This is a genomic window from Terriglobus tenax (assembly GCF_025685395.1).
In the GTDB taxonomy this organism is placed as follows: Bacteria; Acidobacteriota; Terriglobia; order Terriglobales; family Acidobacteriaceae; genus Terriglobus; species Terriglobus tenax.
On the sequence record NZ_JAGSYA010000004.1, the window covers coordinates 1,422,160 to 1,446,123 of the forward strand.

17 protein-coding genes are annotated in these 23,964 nt (G+C 58.4%); 10 read left to right on the forward strand and 7 right to left on the reverse strand.

What is annotated here, in order from left to right; translation table 11 throughout:
* Window positions 1–79 precede the first annotated feature (79 nt).
* From OHL13_RS11385 to OHL13_RS11400, 4 genes are read left to right on the forward strand one after another with little or no spacing between them, the layout of a single operon-like run.
* Complete coding sequence (locus tag OHL13_RS11385) at window positions 80–1,279, forward strand: lactonase family protein (protein WP_263410246.1); 1,200 nt, start codon at window positions 80–82, stop codon at window positions 1,277–1,279.
* Between the two features lie 9 nt (window positions 1,280–1,288).
* Window positions 1,289–2,839 (forward strand): FAD-dependent oxidoreductase, encoded by a 1,551-nt coding sequence (locus OHL13_RS11390; protein ID WP_263410247.1) that lies wholly within the window; start codon window positions 1,289–1,291, stop codon window positions 2,837–2,839.
* Window positions 2,836–3,435: a lactonase family protein gene (locus tag OHL13_RS11395; protein ID WP_263410248.1), complete on the forward strand. Its 600-nt coding sequence runs from the start codon at window positions 2,836–2,838 to the stop codon at window positions 3,433–3,435. Before OHL13_RS11390 ends, OHL13_RS11395 begins: the two co-directional genes overlap by 4 nt.
* A 3-nt stretch (window positions 3,436–3,438) precedes the next feature.
* Window positions 3,439–4,791: an alpha-L-fucosidase gene (locus OHL13_RS11400; protein WP_263410249.1), complete on the forward strand. Its 1,353-nt coding sequence runs from the start codon at window positions 3,439–3,441 to the stop codon at window positions 4,789–4,791.
* Window positions 4,792–4,803: 12 nt separating this feature from the next.
* Here OHL13_RS11400 and OHL13_RS11405 read toward each other — a convergent pair whose 3' ends face one another.
* From OHL13_RS11405 to OHL13_RS11430, 6 genes are all read right to left on the reverse strand, one after another.
* Window positions 4,804–6,351: a PLP-dependent transferase gene (locus OHL13_RS11405; protein ID WP_263410250.1), complete on the reverse strand. Its 1,548-nt coding sequence runs from the start codon at window positions 6,349–6,351 to the stop codon at window positions 4,804–4,806.
* 107 nt (window positions 6,352–6,458) lie between these two features.
* Window positions 6,459–6,929 carry a RidA family protein gene (locus OHL13_RS11410; protein ID WP_263410251.1) on the reverse strand — a complete coding sequence of 157 codons (471 nt, stop codon included), beginning with the start codon at window positions 6,927–6,929 and terminating at the stop codon, window positions 6,459–6,461.
* Window positions 6,930–6,957: 28 nt separating this feature from the next.
* Window positions 6,958–8,220 carry a selenocysteine synthase gene (locus OHL13_RS11415; protein ID WP_263410252.1) on the reverse strand — a complete coding sequence of 421 codons (1,263 nt, stop codon included), beginning with the start codon at window positions 8,218–8,220 and terminating at the stop codon, window positions 6,958–6,960.
* 96 nt (window positions 8,221–8,316) lie between these two features.
* Entirely contained in the window at window positions 8,317–9,075 is a 759-nt protein-coding gene (locus OHL13_RS11420; RefSeq protein ID WP_263410253.1) for an RraA family protein, read from the reverse strand.
* A 93-nt stretch (window positions 9,076–9,168) separates the two neighbouring features.
* Window positions 9,169–12,447, reverse strand: coding sequence for a TonB-dependent receptor (locus tag OHL13_RS11425; protein ID WP_263410254.1), 3,279 nt, complete (start codon window positions 12,445–12,447; stop codon window positions 9,169–9,171).
* A 182-nt stretch (window positions 12,448–12,629) separates the two neighbouring features.
* Window positions 12,630–13,904, reverse strand: coding sequence for an amidohydrolase/deacetylase family metallohydrolase (locus tag OHL13_RS11430; RefSeq protein ID WP_263410255.1), 1,275 nt, complete (start codon window positions 13,902–13,904; stop codon window positions 12,630–12,632).
* Window positions 13,905–14,060: 156 nt separating this feature from the next.
* On the opposite strand from OHL13_RS11430, the gene OHL13_RS11435 reads away from it, so the two are divergent.
* The 5 genes from OHL13_RS11435 (at window position 14,061) to OHL13_RS11455 (ending at window position 23,115) form a co-directional block, all read left to right on the forward strand.
* Entirely contained in the window at window positions 14,061–15,407 is a 1,347-nt protein-coding gene (locus tag OHL13_RS11435; protein ID WP_263410256.1) for an MFS transporter, read from the forward strand.
* A 51-nt stretch (window positions 15,408–15,458) separates the two neighbouring features.
* Entirely contained in the window at window positions 15,459–18,482 is a 3,024-nt protein-coding gene (locus OHL13_RS11440) for a sensor histidine kinase (protein ID WP_263410257.1), read from the forward strand.
* Entirely contained in the window at window positions 18,479–19,102 is a 624-nt protein-coding gene (locus OHL13_RS11445; protein WP_263410258.1) for a response regulator, read from the forward strand. Before OHL13_RS11440 ends, OHL13_RS11445 begins: the two co-directional genes overlap by 4 nt.
* 388 nt (window positions 19,103–19,490) lie before the next feature.
* Window positions 19,491–21,899 carry a TonB-dependent siderophore receptor gene (locus tag OHL13_RS11450; RefSeq protein WP_263410259.1) on the forward strand — a complete coding sequence of 803 codons (2,409 nt, stop codon included), beginning with the start codon at window positions 19,491–19,493 and terminating at the stop codon, window positions 21,897–21,899.
* Between the two features lie 55 nt (window positions 21,900–21,954).
* Window positions 21,955–23,115 carry a PepSY-associated TM helix domain-containing protein gene (locus tag OHL13_RS11455; RefSeq protein WP_263410260.1) on the forward strand — a complete coding sequence of 387 codons (1,161 nt, stop codon included), beginning with the start codon at window positions 21,955–21,957 and terminating at the stop codon, window positions 23,113–23,115.
* A 92-nt stretch (window positions 23,116–23,207) separates the two neighbouring features.
* Here OHL13_RS11455 and OHL13_RS11460 read toward each other — a convergent pair whose 3' ends face one another.
* A complete protein-coding gene (locus OHL13_RS11460; RefSeq protein WP_263411650.1) occupies window positions 23,208–23,855 on the reverse strand; it encodes a glycerophosphodiester phosphodiesterase family protein in 648 nt (215 codons plus the stop codon).
* Between OHL13_RS11460 and OHL13_RS11465 the strand changes: the two genes are divergently transcribed.
* A complete protein-coding gene (locus OHL13_RS11465; protein WP_263411691.1) occupies window positions 23,784–23,948 on the forward strand; it encodes a hypothetical protein in 165 nt (54 codons plus the stop codon). The two genes, OHL13_RS11460 and OHL13_RS11465, sit on opposite strands and share 72 nt — an antisense overlap.
* Window positions 23,949–23,964: the final 16 nt, after the last annotated feature.

Here is a 23,964-nt window from a genome sequence, read left to right on the forward strand (position 1 = left end):
GACCGCCTGACGGCCCCGGCTTCGCTCTGTACGATAGGACTTTTGCCTCATCTCATTTTCTGGAGACACGGATACTCTTATGCCCATTACCGTAATGCAGCCTCAGGACGATGCCATGACCGCCAGCGCTTTCAAACTGTCCCGTAGAGAGTTTTCCCTGGGCGGACTTGCGGCTGTGTGGACTGCGCGCTTCTCCTTCGCAGAGGATACGTATCACCCTTCGCGCGTTCTTCTGGGAACCACGGGCAGCGTCAGTAAAGGCATTTACAGCGCGGCCTGGAACGCCACCACCGGCGAACTGGGCCCCATCACGCTGGCTGCCCCCCTGGTTGCCCCAACTTTCCTGGCAACACGGCGCGACGGTGCAAGGACGCTGATCTACTCTGTCAGCGAAGGCGGAAAGAGCGACTCCTCCGTCAGCGCTTTAGCCACCGTCCCCGGCTCCAGTGAGCTTCGCCTCATCAACACGGTGTCTTCCGTGGGCGACGGCCCCACGCATCTTTCGCTGTCTCCGGATGGCCGCTCCGTGTTTATCGCCAACTATGGTGGCGGCAGCATCTCGTCGTACCACGTAAAGGACGATGGCAGCCTGAGCGAAGTCGTGAGCCACGTGCAGTATGAAGGCGCCGGCCCTGATCACGCGCGGCAGGCACAGTCGCATGCGCACTCCGCACAGGTTTCTCCCAATGGACGATTCCTGCTCGTGAATGACCTGGGGCTGGATCGCATCTGCATCTATCGCATTGACCGCAAGACGGCTGCACTGAAGCCGAATGATCCGCCAGTGTGGCAGGCGCGGCCCGCAAGCGGTCCCCGGCATATTGCGTTTCATCCGAATGGCAAGTGGCTGTACAGCGTGAATGAACTGGATTCGACCGTGGATGTGCTGCGCTGGGATGCCGCACATGGCCGACTTACGGCGGTGGATCACGTTTCCACGCTGAAGCCCGGCTTCCCGCCAGATACAGCGTTTGCCGGCGAGATCCTGATCTCTGCCGATGGCCGCTACCTTTACGTTGGCAATCGCATTGGAGACGAGACCATTGCCGTTTTCCAGGTAGCCGCCGATACGGGCAAGCTGACGTTGAAGCAACTGGCGTCCAACGGTGGCAAGACCACACGGCATATTGCCGTGGATGCAACCGGCGGATGGATGGTCGCAAGTAATCAGGACAGCAACGAAATTGTTGTTCTGCGGCGAGATGTGGCTACCGGCGAGTTGTCGGCCCCCGTTCATCGCTATCCCCTGAATAAACCGATGTTTGCCACCTGGATCTAGAGGAGGACCATGGCTGCAGTTGTTGACCGCACGGATGCACGTTTTGAGATGGCCAGCCGCGGATGGAATGCGCGCTTCCCATTGTCTCCCGGTCAGGCTGTGGCACAGGTGGAGTATTGCACCAGTGCGGAGGACGTTCGCCGCGCGCTGCAGCTGGCTGTCGATCGAGGACAGCGGCCAACGGTGCGTTCCTCTGGACATTGTTACGAAGACTTTGTCGTGAACAACCCGGGCGGCGTGATGCTGGACGTAAGCATGATGGATCACGTCAGCCTGGGTGAGACCCCCGGAAGCTACGTGATCCAACCCGGGGCCCGGCTGGGCACCGTGTATGAACGGCTGTACAAGCTGGGTGGCGTCGTCATACCCGGCGGAACGTGTTACACCGTGACCGCGGGCGGACATATCTCCGGCGGTGGCTATGGCACGCTGGCGCGGATGTACGGGCTTACCGTGGACTGGGTAACAGGCATTGAGATCGTTGTAGTGAATGCGGCCGGCAAAGCGGAAACGATCTACGCGGATGCGAAGCATCATCCGGAGCTGTTTCGAGCTCTGCGCGGTGGACAGGCTTCAAACTTCGGTGTCGTCACAGCCTTCCACTTCGCAAAGCTTCCTCCTTTGCCGCAGCAGGTTCTGCTGGCTAACATCTCGTGGGACTGGCGGGAGATGACGCGCGAGAAGTTTGTTCGCATTGTCACCACCTATGGCCAGTACTGGGAGAAGAACGACAGGAACCCGGCAACACGGCCCATGTTCACCGATCTGATCGTCAGTAACCGGGCCTCCGGACGTATTCATATTGGCCTGCAGTATGCGCAGATGCGTGGCGGCGACGAAGGCCGCGATGTGGTGCAGGAGTTTCTGAATCACTTTCAGACCTGCGGCCCGAGAGCGGATGCGCCCGCCGACTATGACAAGCCTGTGCCGGAGGGACAGCAGCCAAAGCCACTCATGGGCGACACGGTCTGCTATGGCGAGCATCCGCTGCGGCAGATGAACTGGGTGGATTCCACGATCAGCGGCCAGGGCGGCAGCGGTCTGCCGGGCAGTGGCCGCAGCCGTGCGAAGTATAAGTCCACGTATATGAAGCAGGGATTTACCGATGCCGAAGCGAACACGCTATATGACCAGATGACAGGCGATGCTACACGAGGCCTGATTCTTGCGATGGATTCCTATGGTGGAGCCGTCAACAATGTGGAGCGCATTGCCGATACCGCAATTCCGCAGCGCAGTTCCATTCTAAAGCTGCAGTACCAGAGCTACTGGAAGGATGCGGCAGATGATGCCTACCGCCTGAACGGAATCCGCCAGTGCTACCAGGCGATGTACTCTACGCCCGCGGCCGACCAGCGATATCGCGGTGTTCCTTATCCGAACTCCCACTATGACGGCTGTTATATCAACTATCCGGATGTGGATATGCTGGAGCAGCCGGAGTGGACGACACTCTACTACGGCACGGGCGATCTGTACCCGATGTTGCAGCGGGTCAAGAAGACCTATGATCCGCATAACCTGTTCCATCACGCGATGTCGATCAGGCCACTCGCATGACCATAAGCCTCAACAAACCGACGCGCCGCAGCGTACTGCAGGGCATGGCAGGCGCCGCTGTGGTGGCGACTCCATTCGCAAAGGCATTTGCGTTGCCTGCAAGCGACATCACCTTCGAGCTGGATCGCGAAGGTGGATGGATTCATAGCCTTGTTGCCGGAAAGCATGTGCATAGCATGAGCGCCGAATCTCCATCCGCGATGGCGTTCGCTGCCGATGCGCGACTGCTGCATGTGGCGCATGCTATCGCCGGTTATCGCGGCCTACCCACGGGCGCTGTCTCACACTACCGTGTGCATCGCAATGGCAGCCTGGCACTGGTAACGACACAGCCACTGTCGCTGGCCGCGGTAATTCCGCACCATATTGCTCTGTCGCAGGATGAGCAGATGCTGGCGATTGCCGCGGCCGAAGGCGGCATTCTGAATCTGCTTCGCGTGGATGAGCAACGCAGCGCGCATGAGGTAATTGCCACACACCGGAGGATCGGCGCATCGCTGCCGCAGAAGTTCCATTTCGATTCACAAGGCACGCTCTGTGTGGATGAACAGCAATATGCGATGCTCGATGGAAGACTTGCACGTATCGGAGGCTGAGATTTGTCCCGTTCCCTTCTGCACAGCATTGGACTAACCGCGGCCCTGTTGTTACCGGTCACGGCGTGGCCGCAAAACTTTACCGAGGTCAAGCCTTCACCCCAGCAGACAGCATGGCAGGACCTTGAATTTGGTGTGATTCTTCACTTTGGCACAAATACTTTTCTGGACCGCGAGTGGGGCGATGGCACGGCTTCTCCGAAGGCCTTCAACCCGTCGGCACTGGATACGCGGCAATGGATGCGCGCCATCAAGGCGTCTGGCGCGAAGTATGTGGTGATGGTGGCCAAGCACCACGATGGCTTCTGCCTGTGGCCCACCGGGCAGACTGACTACAGCATCAAGGCGAGCCCATGGAAGGACGGCAAAGGCGACCTGGTGCGTGAAGCCGCAGAGGCAGCGCGCGCGGAGGGACTTCGCTTCGGGGTGTATCTCTCGCCCTGGGACCGTCACGAGCCGAAGTACAAGGACAACGCCGCCTACGATGCGTACTATCGCGCCGAGTTAGAAGAACTGGCGACGCACTACGGCGACCTGGTGGAGTTCTGGCTGGACGGAGCCGGCAGTGGGGGCCACATTTACGACTTCAAAAAGATTATCGAGACACTGCGCACCTACCAGCCAAACACGATCGTCTTTGCCGACACGGCACTGTTTGAGTACGGCGATGCACGTTGGGCAGGCGATGAGAGCGGACGCGTGGAGTATGAAAACTGGAACGTCGTTGACCGGCATGGCTACCTGCGCTGGCGTCCGATTGAAGTGGACACACCGCTGCGGAAGCTGCATTGGTTCTGGCACCCGAACGACGAGGCGTCACTGAAGTCTGTCGATGAGCTGATGGACAGTTACGAGAACTCAGTCGGCAAGGGCGGGCAGTGGATGATGGGCGTTGCACCGGATGATCGCGGACTGTTGCCGGATAGCGATGTGGCGCGATTGAAGGAGCTGGGCACGGAGATCCGGAAGAAGTATGGCCCTGAGGCGAACCTAGCTGTACATCATCTTGCAGCTCCGACAGAGACCGCCAAGGCGCTGGACAATGACCTGGAGACCTTCTGGAGTGCTCCCAAGGATTCTCGCTCCGCAGTGCTGGAAGTCCAGCTCGTGAAGGCCGCCACGGTCGACCGCACGCTGACGATGGAGTGGCTGACCGAGGGGCAGATGGTGCAGAGCTATCGTATTGAGGCACTGGTCAACGGAAGCTGGAAAACAATAACGGCAGGTCATGCGATCGGTCACAAAAAGATCGATCGCTTCCCTGCCGTTACCGCTAGCCGTTTTCGTTTGAATCTGCTCTCCACCGCGGGAACTGCGCGTATCCGTGAGTTCCAGGTCTTCGCAGCAGAAAAATAAAACTGTGAGATCTTACGAGCGCACAGCCTTCCACTCCGCTACGCCGTACTCACCCAGCGCAACCTTACCGGATGCGTTGTTGCCCTGAACCGTTCCCGTGAAGTCCCAGTTCACTTCGTGCCCACTGACAGGCATGCGGGCGTGCAGCTTCAGCTGGTCACCGTGAACAGTTCCCTTCAGTTCGGCCTTGAAGATCGCACCGACCAACTGGCCGCTCACTTCGCTGGCGTTCTGCTGCAGATCGAAGGTCTGCTCTGCTGTGCCGCGCGTGTACTTCAGTGAGATGGACCACTTGCCTTCCACCTTCGCAGCGCCGGCCGGCACAACCGGGTTCTCATAGTGTCCGGGCCTGGTCAGCCCCTCGTAAATGGCAGTGGCAATCGTTGGAATCTCCGAAGCATCCAGCATGTACGGCATGATGGTGAGCGAGCTCTCCATCTTGTCGGGACGGACGCCGGAGCCGCCGTCGACCATGATGCGCGGCGTGCCTGCGTCTAGCCGCTCCACCATCTCGGTGCCAGTGATCTTCAACTGCTTCGCGTCCCAGTGGATACGCAGGCGCGGCGAACGGTTGGAGAGGTCTTCAGGCTGCAAATATTCTATGCGTACGGAAGGCAGAGCCTTCACCTTATCGGCGATCTGATCGAGCCAACTCTTCCACTCACGCTGCTCAGCCTCGTGGTCGCGCTGGTACCACTTGTGGACCGCAGCAAGAATGCCCATGATCTCTTCCTTGCCGACCTTATAGGCGCGACCATAGTTGTGGTGCGGCGAAGCCTGGAACCATGCGGCCTTCACCAGGTCTGCCTGGCCGATCAGAAGTCCTGCAGCCTGCGGTCCGCGCATGCACTTGCCGCCCGAATAGCCGACGAGCGATGCACCGTTCTTGATATGGATGTTCGGAGAGATGGGCTCTTCCGCGGCAGCATCGACAAAGACCGGAACGCCCTTCGTCTTCGCGACAGCGCAGATGGAAGGAATCGACAGCGGCCCCTTTTCCGCAGCGGGCGAGGAGAGGATGTAGATCATTGCCACCTTGTCGGTGAGTTTCTCCTGCAGTTCCTCGGCAGTGCCAACTTCAACAATCTCCATGCCCGTCATGCGCACGCCAAAGTCATACGGATTGCGCGAGTGCTTGGGAATGATGACCTGGCTCTTCTTCCGTGTGTACGGAAAGGCCTGCGAGAGTTCCGGGTCTGTACCGCAGGCGCAGGCAACGGTGGCCAGCGCAATGGCGGCTTCGCAACCGGTGGTCACGGTGGCCAGCTCAGCACCCATCAGCCGGGCAATCTCCGCGCCAACCTTGGGCATCAGTTCGTCCAGGTGCACGTAATAATGCGAGGCCTCAAACATGGCCTGCTTCACTTCCGGCAGCGAACGCGAGCCGGTAATGATGGTGAAGGTGCCGTGCGCGTTGATGATGGGGCGCACACCAAGCTTGGTGAACACATTGTCCTGCAGCGTTCCAGGACGGAAGGTAACGGCGCCATTGGAAGGAGCGGCGTGCGCTGCCTGGGCCTCGGCGCTTCCAACTGCGGCCAGCGGTGAAATGGCGGCCATTGCTGAAAGAGCTCCGGTTTGCTTGAGTAGATCGCGTCGTGAGGGACGCATATTCGGCAGCGCACACATAAGAAGTTCCTCTCCTATCCGTTCTTGTTTGTTGTCGTTTAGATGTAGGCGATCAGGTCGATCTCAACCAGCGAGTTGCCAGGGATTCCGCCGGCTGGTGCAACCGTGGTACGAACCGGAGGAACCTTGCCCCAACGGCCCTTGTACACGGAGTTCATGCGCTCCCAGTCCTTGATGTCATTCAGATAGACATTCACCTTCAGCACCTTCTCCATCGAGGATCCGGCCGTCTTGAGGTTCTTCTCCAGCTCTTCAAGAACGTGCTTGGTGTGCTCTTCGATGGTCCCTTCAAAGTGAGCTCCAACGCCGGCCAGGAAGACCAGGTTGCCGAAGGTGACGGCGCTGCTGAACAAGGCGGTTTCGCCATCCTTGGGAACCGGGTAGCCTTTCTTCTGCGGGGCTGCGGGAGCGGCCTGCGCGGCTTCCGTGAGCACGGCGGCTCCGCCAATAACGCCGGCAGCAGCGGCTGCGTTCTTCAAGAGGTTTCTGCGGCTGGTCTTCGTGGACATGCGTTTCTCCTTTGGGGGTAACTCAGGCTTACGAGTGTTTCAGAACCTGCTTCAGGCTGTTGGCGACAACCTCAGCCTCGCCGGGCTGCATCATCCATACGCCGATGACGATCGTATTCTCATCAGCGCCTTCTATGCGACCACGCACGCCGGTAGCAGGGCTCAGCTCGATCGATGGCTTCTGCGCGCGCAGCCTGTCAGCCACTTCAAGTGGCTTGATGCCAACAACGGAAGGGTCGTACTTGATGAGCAGATGCGGCACATGGTTTGCTACCGCCGGAATGTTTACGCTGGTTGTCAGCGTTGGAATCCCTTTAAGCGCAGCTTCAATGGTGCGAACCCGGCGCATGCTTTCTGCCTGCAGCGCATCGTCACTCTGGTCGAGGATCCAGTCAACGGCGGCCACCATGCCAACCATCTGCTCCTTGGCCACCTTCATGCCACGACCTACCGCATCGCTGTTGGGGCTGTCGTTCTCCAGAGCAAGATCGGTAAGGCGCTTCTTGCCGAGCAGTAGTCCCGCATTCTGCGGCCCGCGCATGCCCTTGCCGCCGGAGAAGCAGACCAGGTCAAAGCCCATCGCGGTATAGTTCCACAGGTTTGAGATTGGCGGAATATCCGCAGCTGCATCCAGGTGGCACGGCACACCGTGCTCATGCGCGACCTTCAGCCATGTCTCTCGATCAATGATGCCCGGCTCCGATTCAGGGCCGGCGGAGTTGAAGTAATTCGTCATCACCGTACGTTCGCTGAAGGCGCGCTTGTATTCGTCCAGGCCTTCTACTTCACGAATCGTCACGCCACAGATCAGCATGGCGTGGTCATACTCATAGCGATGCTTCTTCTGCACGATTACTTCGTAGCCGCGTTCGCGTGCCTGCTGCGGGATCTGGTTCGAAGGCAGGCTGCCCTTGGCGGCAATGCATGCAGCCGTGGCCAGGGTAAGCGCGGCAGAGGCACCAGAGCTGACGACAGCACCTTCACACTTCAGGCGTTTTGCAATGTACTCGCCCGAGGCACGCTGCAGGTCCTTGAGACGCACCGGATGATGAGCAGCCAATGCAACGGCCCGCTGTACCGGAGGAGCCATAACAGCCGCCGTGAGGTAGGTGTAGGTGCCGGCGGCGTTGATGATCTTCGCTACGCCAAGCTTGTCGTAGTAATCGACCGCGCTCTCAGCCGCACCGGCGGCAAAGGCCGAAGGTGGAAGAAGCGACGCGGCAACGGTTGCACCGGCAGCACCTAACAGGCGGCGGCGGCTTATCGAATGGTCTTCAACACGGCGAGGCAAGGAAGTCCCCTTTCCAGCACGGAAAAACTTGTTCCCTTCGGTGGAATTATTGAAATTCCAGGATGAAATCGTGTCATCGGCCAGATGACCTAGAGATTAGATACGGCCAAACTCTTTCACCGCGGCGACAATGGAATGCAGCTTTTCGATGTAGGGATACATGGCATGCTCGGTCGCGTCCAGCTTCTGTGCGCGAATCAAAACCTCGACAGCCTTGTCCTTTGGGATGACGACGACGCCGTCCTGATCGGCCGTAATGATGTCACCGGCATTGACCTTAACGCCATCGCAGGTAACGGGAATGTTCATGCCGCCGAAGCGGTAGTGGCCAACAGAGGTGGAGGGAACAGCTCCGGTGGCATACACCGGAAAGCCAATCTTCTTGAGCTGTGGAAGATCACGCACGCCGCCATCGATCACGGCTCCTGTGAATCCGCGCGACCACATGGCAGTTCCCATCAGGCCGCCCATGCCGGCAATATCAGCTCCGTCTTCCACCTGCATGACGTAGACGTTGTCCTTGCCGCCGCTGTCGATGGCCTGCAGCATGCCCTGCAGCGCGTTGGGGTCGTTGTTTTCCTGCTTGATCAACTGCACGGTCAGCGCCGTACCAACAAACTTGGTGGGGAAGATGGCCTGCATCTTGTGCGACATGTAGCGCTTTTCATGCAGCACCTGCTCCGCGGCATCAGAGACGGAGGCCGCTTCCACGTGACGGTAGGCGTCGAGCAACACCTCTGGGTTCTTACGGAGCTCTTCCTCAGTGGGTACCGACATCTCCTGCTTCATGGCCGTCAGGCCCACGGCTGTCAGAACGAGAAAGGCATTGCCAATCCACCAAAACTTCTTCGGCATACGCATCGAGTTACGCTCCTGTTGAGTTGCACAAACGAAAAAGCGGAGCCGCTGGCTTGCCCCAGCGGCCCCGGAAGGAGGGAGTTACCAACGTTAGAAGTTGATCTTACCCACCAGTTGCAGCACACGCGGATCCGTCTGCGTGCTGGTGATGGTTCCGAAGTTTGCCGCTCCGAGGGTTACGTTCGGATTGCTCGGGTTCGCATGGTTGAAGAGGTTGAACGCTTCCGCGCGGAACTGAAACTGCATGCGCTCGTAGATGGGAATGTTCTTCGACATCGAGAAATTCACCATCTCACGGCCAGGTCCGTGCACGTCGTTGCGATGCAGATTACCAAAGGTATAAGCCGCCGGTGTGGAGTAGGCAGTTGCATCCAGGCAGCTTGCCGAGGTTCCACCGTTGATGACCGTGTTACGCGAGCAGGTGCTGACGCCCGGCTTCACGTAGTTAGGACGCTGCGTTCCGATACCCACGTTGGCAACGTCAGACGACAGAGCAACGTTGAAGGGCATACCGGTCTGCAGCGTGACGATGGCGTTTGCCTGCCATCCGCCGAGCACCGTGCGCACAGCATAGTTGTAACGCTCAAAACCAGGCAGCTGGTAGAGAACCGTACCCACAAAGCGGTGACGAATGTCCCAGTTGGAGTTGCCATAGTCGGCACGCAGGTTGTACTGGATCATCGAGGTTCCGCCGCCGTTGGCATCGTTCGAGGTATCCAGGTTGTGCGCCCAGGTATAGGACAGGTTCGCCGACAGGCCGTGGCTGGTGCGCTGACGCAGTATAGCCGTCATGCCGTTGTAGCTGGACCATCCGCCGTTGTAGATTTCGCGGATCTGACCGAAGCGCTGGTTGGGACGACGAGCATTGACGTTACCCGCACCAGGAGTGGGCTGGTTGGGATAGAGCGAGTAATCCAGGTGAATCGAACGCGATCCCAGGTACTGCAGTTCGAAGGCAGCGTCCTTCCACAGTTCAACGCCGGTATCCAGGTTCCACTGGTACATGCGCGGAGTGGGCAGGCGAGCCGCATCCGTGAAGACCGAGGTATAGCAACCAGTCGTTCCAGGAATGCAGGCGACCGGAGCAGAGGTTCCACCGCTCGGATTGGAGAAGGTGTTCTGCGAGAAGTAGCTGTCTGCGGTGTAGGTAGTGGTGTTGGCCAGCGGATAGTTGCCGCTCGCCAGCGTGAAGGCGTTCAGGTGATTCGGGTTGTAGTAGATACCGCCGCCGCCACGGACAACGATCTTATCGGTTGCGCGGTAGGCGAAGCCAAGACGCGGAGCCCACAGGTTGTTGTTTGCGCCCGTGAACTTGAAGCCGGGAGTCGGCGTGAATGCCGCGCCGGTGGTCGCGCTGGTGGACGGGATCAGAGCCGTGAAATCAGCGTTGAGAATACGGGCATAGCCATTCAGCGAGTACGGAATGGTGGGCTGCTCATAGCGAACGCCATACAGGAGCGTCAGCTTCTGGTTGACCTGCCAGTTGTCCTGCACAAAGTAGCCATTGCGCCAGCTGCCAACCGAGCCCTTCACCTGGAAGGTGGGAGTAACAACGGTCGCTGCACGGCCAACAACAAAGTCAGCCAGGGCATTGGAGGGCGTGGTGTTGTTACAGGTCGCCGTCGCGCTCGGAATACAAAGGCTGGTGTAGCGGCCGCTGTAGGTGAAGTTTCCGCGAGGATCGTTCTGCGCTGCACGACCGATCGTCATACGGCGGATGTCGACACCGGCCATGATGTTGTGGCGGCCCTTGGTCCAGCTGATCTGGTCATAGGCATGGACCGTGCGATCATCCTGCTTCCAGTTCGAACCGCTGGAACCCAGGCCGTAGTAACCGGTAACGGTGAAGGTCGGGATACCAGGATTGTTGTTATCCACGTCCGCCGTGAAGCCAGGAATACCGAGCTGCGATCCGGCCGAGGTCAGACCCTGCTGCGCGAACTGGTTGTTGACGTTGCTGGTCAGCACGTTGAAACCAACGCGCAGATCGTTGATGAAGGACGGCGTGATGATGTGGGTGTAACCAAACACACCGTTGCGGTCCATCGTCGGCGAATAGACGTTCGATGTCGCAACAGCATTGCCGCTCAGGTAGGTAAGCTTCTGCCAGAGGAAGCGCCCAAACAGGCTGACGTTCTGTCCGATGTGGTGATCAACACGGTCCAGCGTCTGGTTCTGTTGCAGCTCCAACGGAACATAGTTGTTGAAGTTGTTCGCCACCTGCGCGTTTGTGGGCTGCGGAAAATACTGCATCAGCTGCTGAGCAACAGACGAAACCGGCAACTGGTTGTTGGCATAGGGCGTGGTGCGGTTGGTCGGATTGTAGAGCTGGGTAATGGTCGAGTTGCCATTGGACAGGCTCAGCAGCTCTGAGAAGTCACCCGTACGCATACGGACCGTCGGTACCGTGCCGGTGCTGAGGGTTTGCTGATACTGACGCAGGCCTTCATACGATCCCATAAAGAAGGTCTTGTCCTTGCCGTTGTACAAGCCGGGAATTACAACCGGTCCGCCGAGCACGCCACCGAACTGGTTGAAGCGCATCTTGGCGACGCGTGCCGAAGGAGCGGCCAACCAGGGCTTGGCGTTGAAGTAGTCGTTCTGGATGTAGTCGTATGCGGTTCCGTGCAGTGTGTTGGTGCCGGCCTTGGTATCCGAGTTGATGTGGATACCCATGTAGGCGCCATACTGCGCGGTGTAGTTACCGCTCTGCACCTGAACAGCCGAGATCGCGTCCGGGTTCGGTGTAACCGGCGAGGACGAGATCAGCGAGTTCATGATGGTGATGCCGTCCAGCGTCAGCGAGTTGGTGACTTCGCGCGTACCGGCGCCGATGTAGTTGGCTCCCGGAGGCGTGCCGGTGAACGATGTTTTCGGTCCAATGATGACATTGGACGCAGTCGTCGCCAGATCCATCACGCGACGGGTATTCATGGGCAGGTTCTCGACCTTGGCGCGGTCGACGGTGTCGCCGATCAGCGCATCGTCCGTCGAAAGCGCCGGAGTGTCAGCCGTAACCTGAACTTCCGTGGAGGTATCACCAACCGCCAGTGCAATGTCCGTACGCGCGGACTGGTTCAGGATGACCGTGGTTCCCCTGCTGGTCGTTTTGGCATAGCCCTGCTGTTCAACGGTAATTTCGTACGAACCAGGCGCAACGAACTGGATGGTGTAGTTCCCCTCTCCGTTCGTGGAGCCTTCGTACTTGACCTTGGTTTCGGTGTTGGTGGCGGTTACCTTGGCTCCAGCAACAACGGCTCCGCTCGGATCACTCACGGTTCCGACGAGCTGCGTGTTATTAGAGACCTGAGCGAACGATAACGTTCGCATGAAGAGAAGAACGACAAGCAACAACAGCGACTTTCTCACGCAGTGGCTCCTGAAAAATAATTTCAATTCGGTCCTTCGTGTAGCTCTTGTCCCCTGGGGCCAGACCCCGGCGGTTCTCATACTTATTGTTTTGGTTGTAATGAAGATGGTCCGTTCACCGTGATATGTCATCAGCCGGATGACGGTGCCACAGCTAGGACCTTTGACCTATCTCGCGAAGCTCAGTGGGCAACGGAAGGCTTTTCTGGGCGAACGTGCATGGTCGTAAACCGCTTCGCCTCAGCCGGGCTCACAGTTTTGCCATTCCACGGATCGGCGGTCAGTCCATTCAGGTCATACACAACTTTTCCGTTATGAATGGTCAGCTCGCAGATCAGCTTCTTGGTGCCGGGGAACACCGTGTTATTCATATCGACAAAGCCAAACTTGCCGTTGTCGACACGCAGCACCGCAATATCGGCTGGCGAACCTTCTGTAAGGTTCCCGAGTTCCGGGTGCTGAATTTCTTTTGCAGGATTCGAGGTCATTTCCTTCACGACCTCCTGCAGGGGCAGGCCGAGGGCGATCATCTTATCAGCAACATTCAGCTCGTCTTTCATTCCGGCATTCATGCTGGTGATGTGAATGTCGGTCGAAATGGAGTCGGGAATGAAACCCTGCTTGACCAGGGGCTGCGCGACGGTCCAGTTGAAGCTGCCACCCCCGTGGCCTACGTCAAAATAGATGCCGCGCTTGCGGCCAATCTCAAGAGCCGCGCTTGCCTTGCCGGTCTTCGGATCCTGCTCATTGCGCAGGCCAGAGTACATGTGCGTGTAGATATCGCCGGGGCGCAGTACCTTCGACAGCAGGTCATAGAGCGGACGCTCTGTGCGATTCGCGCCGTAGTCGATCATGACCGGAATCTTCGCGATAGTACCGGCACGCACGGCCTGCTCATAAGGCTTCCATTCGGGGCCTTCAAAGTGAGCACTCTTGATGCCGACGATCAGGCCGGGGTACTTCATGGCCACCTTTGCGGTGGCTTCCCCGTCCATGTCGTCCAGGTTCTGCTCAAAGCCGGGGCGCATACCTGCGCCAACAATGTTCAGCATGGCCAGAACGCGGGTGTTGGAACGATCAATGACGCGCTGCTTGAAGTCCTCAAAACTACGCCAGCCCGAGCTGCCTGCATCGACAACGGTGGTCACACCAACGCGGAAGGTAAAGCCGTCCGGATACAGGCTGTTGTCGCCGGCATAGGAGTCGCGCTCGCCGGTACCGGCATAGGCGTGAACGTGGATGTCAATCAGGCCGGGCGTCACATACAGGCCAGTGGCATCGACCGCCTTCACCGCTTCAGACGCGGCAATGGACTTTGCGACCTTTGCCACCTTGCCGTCGAGCACGGCAATATCCATCACACCGTCAATGCCGTTCTTCGGGTCAATGACATGACCATGCTGCAGAACCAGATCATAGTGCTGCGCATTTGCAGCCGTTACGCAGGATGCGAGCACGAGAAGAGACTTAAACAGAAAGCGATTGCGCAAAATCCTGTACCGCCTGAACGTGGAGTTCCACGATTCTTCCTCCCGTTCATCGTCCTGTCATCGGCAGTTTGCCCCGCATTAATGTAAGACATTGGGCCTACTTCGCAAGTCATATCCGCCCGTATGCTTTTAGTCCAAATGGTCAGTATGGGGAAGGTCTACAAGCTTCGTTTCTTTCTTGCGTTTTTGCTGTTCTCGCTCAGCGCGATTGCCTTCCTTGACCGCACAAATATCTCGATTGCCGGACTGCAGATCAGCGAAGAGTTTGGCCTGGGATACCAGCGGCTTGGACTGATCTTCAGCGCGTTTCTGATCGGCTATGCCGGTTTTCAGATTCCGGCGGGCTGGCTGGCGGCACGCTTTGGTCCGCGCCGTGTGCTGGCGCTGGGCACGCTGTGGTGGGGCATCGCAACACTGCTGGTTGCCATCCTTCCCACCGGTATTCCCGGGGCATTGTTCTTCCTGATTGCGATCCGCCTGCTGCTGGGCGCGGGTGAAGCGGTGGTATATCCGGCGGCGAACCAGTTTGTCGCACAGTGGATACCCATCCGCGAGCGCGGCATCATCAACGGTCTTATCTTTGCCGGTGTGGGTGCGGGCAGCGGGCTTACACCTCCCTTGTTGAACTGGATCATTTCGCACGACGGCTGGCGTGCCGCTTTCTACTTCAGCGCCCTGATGGGCGCAGGCATTGGCCTGGTGTGGTGGCTGGCCTCGCGCGATACACCGAACGAGCACCCCTCGCTGTCGATGACCGAGCTGCAGGAGATAGAAGTCGGCCTCTCCATGAACCAGGAGCGCGCACTCCACAATGGCAACGGTCAGGAGAAAACCTCGTTGTCGTGGAAAGAACTCTTCAGCCGCCGCGATCTGCCCGCGCTGATGATGGGCTACTTCTGTTTCGGCTATGTGTCGTGGATCTACTTCAGCTGGTTCTTCCTGTACATGGCAAAAGTCCGCGGGTTTGACCTGAAGGCCAGTGCGCAGATTTCCATGCTCCCCTTCCTGTCGATGACGCTGTGCTGCCTGGCTGGCGGCGCCGCCAGCGACTGGCTGTCGAGCAGAAAGAGCCTTCGTATTGGCCGCTGCTACCTGGCCACCGGAGCGCTGTTTCTTACCGGCCTCTTTCTTCTGTTTGGATCGCGTGCCAAGAGCCCGGTGGTGGCCGGCGTCATCCTCGCCTTCGGTGCCGGAGCGCTGTACATTTCGCAAAGCTCCTTCTGGTCGGCGTCCAACGATATCGCCGGCCGCCGGTCGGGCATGTTCTCCTCTATCGTGAACATGGGAGGCCAGTTAGGCGGCGCCGTGACCGCTTCCCTAACCCCCTGGATTGCACAGAACTTCGGCTGGACGGTCTCTTTTGCCGTGGCTGCGGGATTCGCGGTGCTGGGTGGTATCTGCTGGCTTTTCGTGCACCCAGAGCACCCGCTGGTGCCCGCGAAACAGGAAGAATCAGTCAACGTCGCCTAACGATACATTTGCGAAGTTTGCCAAGATGTGATGCCGTAATAGCAGGCATCCATGCGCTACCGCTGTAGTTTTTGGCCACTGCTGGCTACCTTCGTCTGCTTTGTGTCTGCCGTGTTGCAGGCCCAGCCCCCAGTTGCGTCTATCCGCCTTGCGGATTACCAGAAGCAGGAGTGGCAGGTTGAAGATGGCCTGCCGGAAAGCAACGTCCGCATGGTGGCGCAGCGCAGTGATGGCGTGCTGCTGCTGGCGACTTTCTCTGGCGTCTCCACCTTTGATGGGCAGAATTTTCAACGGCTGACCATGCCGAATGCGGCGACGATGAATATTGACGCCGTCAACGCCGTTCTTCCGGGCATGCATGACGATCTCTGGATCGGTACCGATGGTGCCGGCGTCATCCATCAGACCGCGAGCGGCGCCGTCAATATCAGCAGTGCCGCAGGGCATGAGAACGAGCGCATCCGCACCATGTGCTTTGATCGCGACGGCACCCTGTGGATTGCGACGCAGTATGGCATCGAGCGCTATCACCATGAAAAGCTTGAGACCGTGTCCGGTACCGGCATTATTGGCGGTGATATCACGACCGTATTCGCCGAAGATCTGCATGGCGGAATGTACTTCGTCACATCGGCCGGACTGTTTCACTGGATCGGCGGAAAGCTGACACGCATGGCAACACCCGCGGAGTATGGCGAGCCTGTGGCAGTGTATCGCGACCGCGCATCGCACCTGTGGGTTGGCACCATGCATGCCGTATTGGAAGTGACAGAGCGCAGCGGACATGAAGTTTCCTTCACCGGACGGATGAGAGTGCCGACCCAGGTCACCCTTCTGACCAGCGACCGTCAGAACAATCTATGGATCGGCACCAAGGGCAGTGGGCTTTTCCGCTGGAATGCGGAAGGAGCTTCCGGCTGGTCCACCAAGGACGGCCTTCCGGATGACACCGTGCGCACGCTGTTTGTGGATGATGAAGATAACCTGTGGATCGGCGGGCTGACCGGCGGACTTAGCCGCTGGCGGCGTGCCCCTTTCGCCATGCTGCAGGCACCGGGCTTCAAGCCCTCTTACTCTGCGGTAGCGTTTGGAGACAGCAAAGGTGACCTCTGGCTGGGCACATGGGGACAGGGCGTTTTTCGCCAGCATGATGGCGTTATTACAGCGGTCAATATTCCCGGCATGCCCATTAAAACGCCGATACGCACCATTGCGGAAGACAAGCACGGGCGCATCTGGGTTGGCACATGGTTTGACGGCATCTATTCCTTCAATGGAGAGACCTGGAACCACCACAAGCTTGGCATCGAGTCGCCGGTCAATGCCGTCAGCGTGCTGCATTCTGACAACAGCGGAGGCTTATGGGTGGGCACCTACACCGGGCTTCGATACTTCCGGAATGGCATTCCTTCCAGCAGCGACGGCGAGACCTATCTCCCCAGCAAACTGATTACCGACCTGCTGGAAGATAAAGATGGCTCCATGCTGGCCGCCACCAGCACGGGCCTGTACCGCATTTCCGGTGGACAGACGCAGATGATCCGGGATGTTCCGCATCCTTATGTCCTCTCCCTTTCGTCAGACTCGCATGGCAACGTGTGGGCAGGGTCACGCACCGGGGGGCTTTCCCGCATTCTAGGCGATGTTGCCATTCCACTGCCCAGCGATTCCGGTCTGCCCACCATGCCCGTCTACAACATGCTTGAGGACGAGCATGGTCATCTGTGGCTGGGAACCTCGCGCGGCATCGTCCGCCTGCTGGCAGCGGAATTGAATGATCTTTCCGTGGGAAGGATCTCCCGCATATCGTCCGTCCTGTTCGTCAAGCAGGATGGCATGCCGTCCAGCGACTGCAGCGGCCCATCCAGGCCTTCCGCCGCGCTGCTGCCAAACGGCGTTCTGTACTTTGCCACCAGCAAGGGCTTCGCCCGGACGACTCCCTTTGCGGAGAGCGCTTCCATTACGCCTCCGAATGCGAAGATCATCGGCTGGACCTTCGGCAATGACACGGGATCGGAGTCCCTTGTCACGGGTGACCGCATCATCATTGATGCATCCGAGAGCGAGGTCAACTTTCGTTTCGATGCGCATCGTCTCAGCAATCCAGCGCAGACAGAGTTTCGTTACCGTCTCACGGGATACGATTCCGGCTGGGTAACCACTCACTCGCGTTATGCGCGATACCGGCGCATTCCCCCGGGGACCTATACCTTCGAGGTGCAGGCGCGTGTCGGCGGTGATCCCTGGATGACTCCGGTGGCGGCGATCAGCGTGCGGCAGAAGCCTCACTTCTACTCCACCTACACCTTCTACCTGCTGGTGGCCATGATTGTGTTCGCCCTGGGAGCGCATCTGTACTCTCGCAGAATCCGCCGTGTGAAAGGCAACATGGGCATTGTTCTGGAAGAACGCAACCGCATTGCCCGCGAGTGCCATGACACGCTGATGGCGGGTTTTGCGGCAATCAGCTGGCAACTGGAGACGGCATCGCGCACGCTGGAGAAAGAATCCGTCTCCCTGACCGAAGCCCGGCACGCGTGCGATATGGCCCGTAGCATGGTCTCTCACTGCCAGGCCGAGGCGCGCCGCATTATCTGGGATCTGCGCGACACGGATGAGGTGACCGGCGTGCTGTCGCAGGCGCTCTCCAAAGCCATCAGCTCACACTACAAGCGCGACGATGTGGAAACCCGCATGGCGGTGGAGGGACGGGAAATTCTGCTGCCTCCCGCATCTGTCCATCACCTTGTCTGCATTGGGCAGGAGGCTGTCTCCAATGCTCTACGGCATGGCCAGCCCAAGTCTATCCTTGTGCATTTACGGTATGATGAAACCGCACTGAAAATGGTGATTCACGACGACGGCGTTGGCTTTCCCCAGGACCGCACCGGGACCCGCCGCGGGCACTTCGGTCTGCTCGTGATGGAAGAGCGTGCGCGCAAGATCGGCGGCCGTTTCTACCTGGAAAGCGCACTCAACCGCGGCACAGAGATATCCGTGATTCTTCCTTATGATTCGCCAGATCCGGCACGCCGTTCCTCTGACCCTGATGTCATCCGGTGGATTGGCCTATGAACCCTATCCGCGTCATCCTGATCGAGGACCACTTTCTGGCGCGCATGGCGCTGCACTCGGTGCTATCGACCAACGCAAACATCAAGGTGATTGGCGAGGCCAGCGACGGCCAGCAAGGCATTGATCTTTACCGCCAACTCACGCCGGACGTTGTGCTGCTCGACCTGCGTATGCCGCGTGTCAGCGGTTTCGAAGTGCTGCAGCAGATTCGCAAGGAGTTCCCAAACGCGCGATGTATCATCCTCTCCTCCTATCGTGGCAGTGAGGACATCTATCGCGCCGTGCGAGGCGGAGCGATGGGCTACCTGACCAAAGATGCCTCAGGAGAAGAGGTTACCAACGCCGTGCTCACCGTCAGCCGCGGCCTCCGCTACATCCCCAAAGAGATCCTGCATCGCCTGGCCGAGCGTATGCCCTCGGTCGATCTGACACCACGCGAGAGCGAAGTGCTGACCTGCATTACCCAGGGCCTGTCCAACCGAGAGATCGCCGAAGAACTTGGCATTGCGGAGAAGACAGTCCGCATCCACGTCAGCTCGATCCTGGAAAAGATGGGTGCACGCGATCGAACACAAGCCACCATCTATGCCCTGCAGCGCGGGCTCGTGGATCTGTCCTGAAAAAGACAGGCTGCCGCAGCGCCCCGAGCGAAAACGAAGAATCCCGACTACACCCTCCAACGGGTGAAAGGAATTCTGAGGTAGAAGGTGCTGATCCGCTCTGACATCTGCCGCGCAATCGAGAACAAAATGATGGTGTCGATCAGCGGCAGCCCGAATAACGGGAAATGGATTCCAGTATGCCGTTCTGTCACAATAAATCGGACTTCTTTTGTCGTATATTGAAGCAAGCACATAAATACGAATGGGCCACCGCGGCAAACTTTTGGCGAAGCTCCGCGGCGACCCATGATGACGACGACCCAACGGGTGGGCCGGCGCGTCTTTCATCATAGACGTGCGCGGCGTGCCTTTGGTCTCTCGGAAAGGTACGACGATGAAAAGAAGCATGATGTGGGCAGCGCTGTGGCGCCGCTCAATGCGGTTTGGGGCCGGAGGGCTGCTGTTTACAGCAGCTTCCATGCTGGCTCAAAGTGCTGTGGACTGCAGCGGCCCGGTTCAGACGGTGATCGGACGCGTAACCGATACGCAGCAGGCGGCGCTTCCAAATGCCGAACTTGTCGCCAGTTGCGGAACTCATACACATACAGTGCAAACCGATGCTGAAGGTGCATACCGCCTGCAGCTGGAGCCGGGTGCGTGGTCGGTGCTGGTGAAGTCCGCGGGTTTTACTCCAGCCACAAATACGTTGCATGTACAGCCAGGCATGCGGGAGGTAGCGGACGTACAACTCGCCGTCGCCCAGGAGAACCAGAACATCACCGTAACGGCCGAAGTGGGGCTGCTAGCGACCAGCGCAGAGTCTGCCTCGAAGAGCGACACTCCTATTCTGCAGCAGCCGTTTGCCATCCAGACGGTGACACTGCAGCAGTTGCAACAGCAGAATGTGCAGAGCCTGAACCAGGCGCTGAAGTATACGGCAGGCGCCACTCCGGAGATGTATGGTCCTGATCCACGTGGAGACTGGTTCCTGATTCGCGGAAATCCTGCGGATGTTTATCTTGATGGCATCCGTGTACCGCAGGCGGTGAACTCTCCTAATAGTTTTGCCGCAGTGCAGGTGGACTTCAACGATGTGTCGCGTGTTGAGATACTGGAAGGCCCGAGCAGCACGCTCTATGGCCAGAGCAACATCGGCGGCATTGTGGACGCCGTCAGCAAGCAGCCGACGACGCTTCCACATCGTTCTGTACAGATCCAGGGAGGCAACTTCGATCGCCTGCAGGGTGGAGGGGACTTCAGCGGTCCGCTGAACCGTTCTGCCAGCCTGCTCTACAGCATCAACGGCATTGCCCGCACCAGTCACACGTATGTGTACGGAGCGAAAGATGACCGCTTCACGCTGAATCCGACGTTGCAGTGGAATATAACGCCAAAGTTTTCAGCAAATGTATTTGGCAAATACTTCCATGGCGATGCGGGTACCGCCGCGGTCTTCCTGCCGAGGTCTGGAACGCTCTACGCAAACCCTTCCCTCGGTTATCTTCCAACCTGGTTCAATACCGGCGACCCGGCGACAGACCGTTACCGTAAGCGGCAATACATGACTGGCTATGGGCTGGAGTATCGCAGCAACAAACTGTACCTGAAACACACCACGCGTTATGTACACGGCAACATCCTCTACCAGGGCGTGTACAGCGCCGCAGCATTTCTGGATGCGGCACAGACACAGCTGGCGCGTGTGAACTTCCTTTCCAAGCCCGTGCTGAATGCACTGCAGAGCGATGTGCATGCGCGTACCCATGTTCAGACAGGAAAGATCCGGCACACGTTGATTGGCGGCAGCGACTTCCAATGGCAGAAGTATCTGAACCGGCAGGGAGGCGTGGTGGATCTGACGCAGACGCTGAATCTACGCAACCCGGTCTACGGTACGCCGAAAACTACGCCTACCATTACCACCGCCACGAATGCTGAGCAGTTCCAGGGCGGACTGTATGGCCAGGACGAACTCATTCTTGGCGGATGGACGGTCGCCCTTGGTGGACGATACGACCAGACCGCGCAGGAGACCATCACCTTCGGCACGAACGGTTCTCTCACTTCGGTTGGACAGCGTCCTCATGCCTTCACAGGCCACGCGGGCATTTCTTATCACATGCATGGGCTCGCTCCCTATGCCAGTTATTCCACATCATTTCTACCAACTGTTGGACAAGACTGGCAGGGCAGGCCCTTTGTGCCTACACGCGGAAGCAGCTATGAAGGCGGCTTGAAGTACCAGCTGCCGCAACATCTCGGCATGGTCACCTTCTCTGCGTTCAGCATGACGCAGGACAACCGGACAACAACCGACCCGGACCACCCTCTGTTTCAGCGACAGACGGGCCAGGTACGCACCATCGGCGAAGAGCTGCAGGCAAACTTCATCGTCATCCGCTCTCTGGATGTGAGCTTCAACTACACCCACGTGAACCCGGTTGTCACACGGAGCGATGGTTCTACCCCTGGCAGCACGGGAGTGGATTATCACAAGATGCTCTCTCCGCTGGCCAAGGACTCCCTGGGCCTATGGACGCATTACACGGTACGGCGCACCTTGATGACAGGTTTTGGATTCGGCGGAGGCTATCGGTACCAGGGGCCCAAGTGGGGAGACCAGGCGAACACCTTCCAGACGCCGGGCTATTCCCTGTTTGACGGAACGCTGGATTACACCATGGAGCGCTGGCGGTTTGCGATCAACAGCAGCAACCTCCTGAACAAACGCTATGTTGCAGCCTGCAGCACCACCACAAACTGCTACTACGGAGGAACGCGCAGTGCCATTGCAAGCGTCAACTTCTCCTTCTAACGTGACAGCGCCACCAGCCGCGAAATCTGCGAACTGGTGGCGTTCGCCACAGCGTGTGTGGCTGCGGCAAGCGATCTTTCAGGTACATCTGTGGCTTGGCATTCTTATTGCCCTGTATACCGTGATCATCGGTATCAGCGGCAGCATTCTCGTATTTCGCGATGAGATTGGCGATGCCATGTACGGCAACGCAACCCATGTAACGCCAGTCCAGAGAACCATCACGATTGATGCCGCGGTGAAGAAGATTACCGCGGATAGACCGCAATGGATTGCCGTGGGGCTGCGCGACATGCAAAGTACACACAAGGCGGCTTTACTGCTGATGCGGCCCGCGGGCGATGTCAGAAATACACAACTCAACTATGTCTATTTCAATCAATGGACAGGCCAGGTTGTACATGAGCGCCTGCGGTATGGCAGCGTAATGGGCTGGTTTGAAAACCTGCACTATTACTTGTTAAGCGGCAGAACGGGGCTGCTGGTAAGCGGATGGATGGCCTGCGGACTCCTTCTGTTGTGCGTCAGCGGTGTCGTGCTCTGGTGGCCCGGATTTTCCCGCTGGGCGGCTGCGTTAGTGCTGCGGAAACGCGGAAGCTGGAAGCGCTTCAACTGGGACATGCATTCGGTTGTTGGGTTCTGGAGCGCACTGGCATTGAGCGCTGTTGCCTTTACAGGCATGTACTTCGCGTTCCCCATCCCCATTGCCGGAACTCTGGTCAAGATAACCGGCGGAAGTATTCCGAAGGCTCTGAAGTTTGTCGCAGTTCCCAAAGCATTGCCCGCCAGGCCGGACGCTCCTGTTATGACCATCGATGCGGCTCTTAGTCACCTGAATGAAGCGCTCAAACCCGCACCCGTCGCCGAGTATCTGCAGCTCCCGTTAGGACCGCAGGGCGTCTATGGAGGGCTCAGCTACTATCCTGGCTCACTCAAATATACAGAGCTGCGCCGTGTTGCGGTGGACCCCCATACAGGCGCAGTCCTGAGCACAGCAGACACCCATGAGATGGAGTTCGGCATGCATGTGGTGCAGTACTTCCACACTGTCCACTTCGGCACGTTCGGTGGTGATGGATGGTTTGGCATTGCCGTACGTTGTGTGTGGGTATTGCTTGGATTGACACCGCCAATCCTGGCCGTTACAGGATTAGTCATGTACTGGAATCGAAAGCTACGCCCCCTGATCAGGAGAAACGCACTCAGACCGCGATGAGTGCGTGGGCAAGAACGGATCTTCATGGAAGACGAGGCAGAGTCCGGTCATCCCCTCTGGATGATTAGGGACTCTGCCTTTGCCAGTGGGTCTCAGTGAGTTGCGAGTCCGCGTTCCCGCAGATACGCCGCAAGGGCATCCAGGCGATTCGTCTGGATACCATTGGCTCCCTGGTCGATGGCTTTTTGCCACGACTCAGGCGTATCCACTTCATTCAGGCGATCGACAAAAATCTGAACGTGGGCCTGCTTCGCGACATCAATCACCGGTCCTTTGAAATCGCGTTCGTCAAAGGCAATCACTTGCAACGGCATAGAGTGTATGAGGAAGGCACAGACATCGGCATTTGTCGCCTCCGGCATCACGCGCAACGTGGGAAGAATTTTGCGCACCTCATACAACAGGAAGGGATTGCCGAAGATCACAACGTGATCCTGCATGTCGTGCCGGACGATCGTATCAATGAGTTGCTGCGGGTCGGCATCCTTCGTATCGACATAAACATTGATCCTGCCGCGAGCAAGCTCCAGAGCTTCATCCAGCGTTGGCACCTGCGTGCCAGCAAACGCCGCAGAAAACCTGGCTCCGGCGTCCAGAGAGCGAATCTCATCGAACGTGTGCTTCTTCAATTCTCCGCTCCCATCGGTAGTTCGGTTCAGCATGCTGTCGTGCATAAGAACCAATTTCCCATCGGAGGTCGTACGGACATCCAGTTCAATGTAATCCGCACCGGCGTCAATCGCAGCATGGAAGGCAGGAAGCGTATTTTCCGGATGCTGAAGATGCTCACCACGATGCGCGATGATGGCGACCTTGCCGGGCTGCGTGCTTAGCGCAGCAGGAGGAAGG